At 41.1% G+C, this 4,226-nt stretch carries 6 protein-coding genes; all 6 read left to right on the top strand.

Going from position 1 to position 4,226, the window contains the following annotated elements; genetic code table 11:
• The first annotated feature begins 157 nt into the window (after positions 1 to 157).
• The 6 genes from I6E11_RS14245 (at position 158) to I6E11_RS14220 (ending at position 3,830) form a co-directional block, all read left to right on the top strand.
• Positions 158 to 472 (top strand): DUF7833 domain-containing protein, encoded by a 315-nt coding sequence (locus tag I6E11_RS14245; protein ID WP_235338784.1) that lies wholly within the window; start codon positions 158 to 160, stop codon positions 470 to 472.
• 31 nt (positions 473 to 503) lie between these two features.
• The gene (locus tag I6E11_RS14240; RefSeq protein WP_018452241.1) at positions 504 to 1,055 is read left to right on the top strand and encodes a P-loop NTPase family protein; all 552 of its coding nucleotides are present in this window, start codon (positions 504 to 506) and stop codon (positions 1,053 to 1,055) included.
• 24 nt (positions 1,056 to 1,079) lie between these two features.
• Positions 1,080 to 1,421, top strand: coding sequence for a permease (locus tag I6E11_RS14235; protein ID WP_087421241.1), 342 nt, complete (start codon positions 1,080 to 1,082; stop codon positions 1,419 to 1,421).
• A 197-nt stretch (positions 1,422 to 1,618) separates the two neighbouring features.
• Entirely contained in the window at positions 1,619 to 2,002 is a 384-nt protein-coding gene (locus I6E11_RS14230; RefSeq protein ID WP_235338783.1) for a MobC family plasmid mobilization relaxosome protein, read from the top strand.
• Between the two features lie 2 nt (positions 2,003 to 2,004).
• Entirely contained in the window at positions 2,005 to 3,096 is a 1,092-nt protein-coding gene (locus I6E11_RS14225) for a relaxase/mobilization nuclease domain-containing protein (protein WP_235338782.1), read from the top strand.
• 2 nt (positions 3,097 to 3,098) lie between these two features.
• Positions 3,099 to 3,830 (top strand): hypothetical protein, encoded by a 732-nt coding sequence (locus I6E11_RS14220; protein ID WP_235338781.1) that lies wholly within the window; start codon positions 3,099 to 3,101, stop codon positions 3,828 to 3,830.
• The last annotated feature ends 396 nt before the right edge of the window (positions 3,831 to 4,226 follow it).

The following is a 4,226-nucleotide window of genomic DNA, read 5'->3' as shown; positions in this document are numbered from 1 at the left end:
GCAGCAGAACCACCACCTAAGGAGGTAATAAGCTCATAAGAGGGGCTTGTCTGATATGAAAATAACTCCCAACTTATCTATTTCAGCAAGTTGGGAGGGAATTCACGTCTTTAGCGGACAGTAATATAATAATATTCATAATGTCAGCAACGGAAAATTGGAACTGGATGAACTGGAAATGATTCTTGCAAATGATGCTGCCTGGCTGGACTCAGTAATCCTTCAACGGGGAAGCGATATAGACCGTGAAACTGTACTGGAATACCTGAAAATGTTCATTGCCGAACAAAAAATGAAGTCATCCGACAAGAGGGAAATAATAGACATCCAGAAACATTTCCGCAACTGGCTGAACATTAAAATGAATTATAGACTAAAACATGAAAGAGCAGAATCAAAACGAGTCAACAGTGGACGTAGAGCTACTGAAATCACAGCTACTTCACCGGAAGATTACGATTGGCCGGTTTAGGCTGCCATATTCCTACGAACAGACAAAGGATATGCTGCTGGCCGCATACCAGGCAGAAGTCGAATACAGGTGCAGACATTTCACAACCTGTGAAGAATTTGAAAGCCAACGTGAACAGATTGCACGCTTCCTTACGGGAAATTCCGAAAAGTTCGGTCTGTTTTTCAGCGGAATGTGCGGAAATGGAAAAACCACATGGCTTAAAGCCATCCGTACCCTGATAAATTCATTGAACTTGCGCCATCCGCAGACCAATTCCAGTTATAGCGTATCGCTGTGGAATGCAAGGGAACTGGCTTACAGGTGCAAAGACGAATATCAGGAATGGGCTCGGATAGCCAGACTTCCAATCCTTGCGATAGATGATTTCGGGACAGATCCAAAGGAAATCATCAGTTTTGGCAATTGTCTTACCCCTATGATAGACCTGATAACAAAACGGTATGAGGAACAGCTGTTCACCCTTTTTACGACAAATCTGACATTTTCACAGATTAAGGAAAAATATGAGGAACGTATCGCCGACCGGCTTATTGAAATGGTCGTGCCCATCAGGTTTGGCAACGGTTCATACCGGAGCTGACATATTCTCCAAACAAGTTAAGACATGAAACAGGAAGAACTCAAAAAGGTACTCGCTGAAGTTGATCCTTTACTGGCAAATGCCGTTGATTCCATGATTTCCTTTATACATGCCGAAGGCATAGATGGTGTACCGTCGGAACGGCAGATAGAACAGGTAAATACCTATTTTGATTCCATAGTAAGCCGTACCGGAAAAGACTATGAGAAGTGGAGCGAATACAGGTGGATAGCATCATACAATATAGAAATCGGAGCCATTCCATGCCTGGAACACCACGAACTGGACTATCTGCACAAAGTCCTTGAATCAATAGCCAGAGACCACTCATATTATGAGGAAGCACAGGTACACTGGCACAGATAAAACTCCATTTATAAATCCGTCATCCACGACGAATATTGTACAATAGCCTGTTATAATGGCTTCCGTAGCATTGTACATCCTGTTCAGAAAGTAGGACACTTTTTTAAGGGGTGTGGGAGCAAGATAGGTTTTTTGTGCCAAAAAACCACCGACTGAATGTCGGAAGGCTCCGCCTGGATGACCTTAAACAAACGGACATGACAGAATTTGCACCCACACCCCGAAAGGATTCAGAACGGAGAAAAGGAGGCCGTCCTCGAAAGGATTCGACAGAGAAAAAGTGCCATTTTATAAAGGTCGGTTTTGATGAACTGAACTTCAAAAAACTAAAAAAAAGAAGCCGCAGGATGAAGGCTTCACTTTCCTCCATAGTCTATGATCTGGCAATAAACGGTAAGATAAACGAACCGCTCTCCCAGGAGATGATGGATTGTTTCAGGAAGCTCGCAGGAATGGCAAACAACCTGAACCAGCTGGCACACGAAGCGCACATTGCAGGCTATGAGGATGTGGCCGCAGCTGACAGGCTATTGTCAGAAAAGATAGATGAAGTGTTGAATAAATTAAGTGAACTAAGGTAACGATGAATGCAAAAATAATGAAAGGGAAATCAGCCGGGGGTCTGATTGACTACCTCAATAGCATGAAAGAGAAAAATGCCAAAGTGATTTTTTCCAATGGAGTCAGTACAACATCAAACCGGACTGTGGTTGCTGCCTTCAATCTCCAATGGGCAAACAGTTCTTCCAAGATAAAGGACAAGATGGGACATCTGGTAATCAGTTTCTCGCCCAAAGACCGGGAAAGGCTGACTGACGAATTTATAACGGAACTCTGCAAGGAATACATGCAGCGTATGAAATTTCCGCCCACTATCTATCTCGGCTACCGTCATCTTGATCAAGAACACGATCATGTACACATCGCTTACAGTCGTATAGACAATGAAGGAAAGGCTATCACATGCGACAGCAACTATGCACGTTCAGTAAATGTCTGCAAATCTATCCGGGCAAAATACGGACTTTCTGCTCCATCAAAGAGAAAAAAAGATGTAAACCGAGACAGACTTATCGGAAAGGATAAGGTCAAATATCATATCATGGACATAGCTTTCCCTGTTCTTGACAAAGCCGGTTCATGGAAAGAATATATCTCAAAGCTGAAATCAGAAGGTGTCGATATAACCATGGTAAGGGATGAATACGGGAATGTACGTGGTATCGTATATACAGCAGAAAATCTTTCTTTTGCCGGAAAGAAAGTGGATCCGGAATTGTCATTCGGAAATTTAAGAAGGAAGTTCGGCAGTTATGGGCAGGAAAAAACCGCTATATCGGATATCAGAAAACATGACTCCGTTTTTACCGGATCTGACATGAATATCTCAAAGGATATGGCTCATGCGGAAAACTGTCCGGGGAACGGTCCGGGATATAGCCCGAATATTCAGAATGCACAATCCAATCAGGAAACTATGGCTGCTGGCAATGTAGAAAGCGGAACCGATAGTGGTAGTTCAATAGGATCTGGAATAGTTGGAGCCGCCATTGAACTGATAGTTCAGCCACATCAGGCACCGGAAACAGGAGGTGGCGGTGGTGGAAGCAGCGACGATAACAAACGTGATGAAGAAAAAGACAAATATGTACCACGAAAAGGCAGAAGGAGGTAACAATGGCAAAGAACAAACCGTTAAAGGATGAAGAATATGATTCCATTGATGAAATCCAGACTACACTGGATAGACATACGGACAAACTTAACCGGATAGAAGCCGGACTTGTTTCTATAAAGAGTGAAATTGCCTCTGTAAGTAAAACCGGTGGCCACAATATGGATAGCAGTGGAGACAGACAGTTTATCCAACTGAGAAATTTGTTCTATGATATATTAGAGAAATTGAGCAAAGCATACGAGGAACTGAAAACCGGAAAGTCCGATGCCCAGACAGAAAAATTACTGGTTAAGATTGCCAATCTATGTACGGATATACAAAAGAACAGCCTTAACGCTGTTGCACTGACAGCGGACACGAACAAGCAATATCTTAAGATTATCCCTTACATAGAACGAATGAACCGTATCCTTGATGTTGTAGCAGAACGGCATAACATGTCAAAAGCACCGGTAAAACCTACTACCATTAAAGGCTGGATTCTTTGGGCCTTCAAGAGACTTTGGTCTTGGATTGACAGATATGTCGGATTCAGGTATATCAAGCAATTCTGTATCCTTGTAGCCATTTTTATATGGGTAGTCAGCATAGTAACCTCATTCTTTATTTTACGTGAAAATCACAGGCTGAATGAAACCGAAAGAAAATATATTTTACTTCGAAAGGAATGTTTCAAACATAAAGAAACAATGGGATTCGTAAATTATGTTGATCATGCAATAGATAAATAAATGTTATATTTGATATTTTCATTGAGGCATATATTTTTTTGCAATATTATTTCTATAAGACGTTTATTATAACTTTCCCCAAACGAACGGTGAACTTTTAATAAAGTAGAAACTGAGGATAAGAATATCTAAGGAGTAGATTTCTTTCTGGACTATAGAGGCAAGGTTTGCCGAGAATCGAGCGGAGAAAAGAAGTGGAATATATGCTGCTCTTTGAAGAGTAAAAACAAGGGAGAACCTGACGGAAATATACCGAAAGATTCTCCTTTATTATATTGCAATATGTCTGTATTGTTCATATTATCCTATAGCAATATTGTGAGGATTAACAATATTAATTATAAATCGAATTCCACATTAATTAATTCACAGACTTATAATTAACGCTATAAATAT

The organism is Bacteroides caecigallinarum, assembly GCF_021531075.1.
In the GTDB taxonomy this organism is placed as follows: domain Bacteria; phylum Bacteroidota; class Bacteroidia; order Bacteroidales; family Bacteroidaceae; genus Phocaeicola; species Phocaeicola caecigallinarum_B.
The sequence above is the reverse complement of the archived record's forward strand: the minus strand, read 5'-3'. Positions and strand labels throughout refer to the sequence as shown.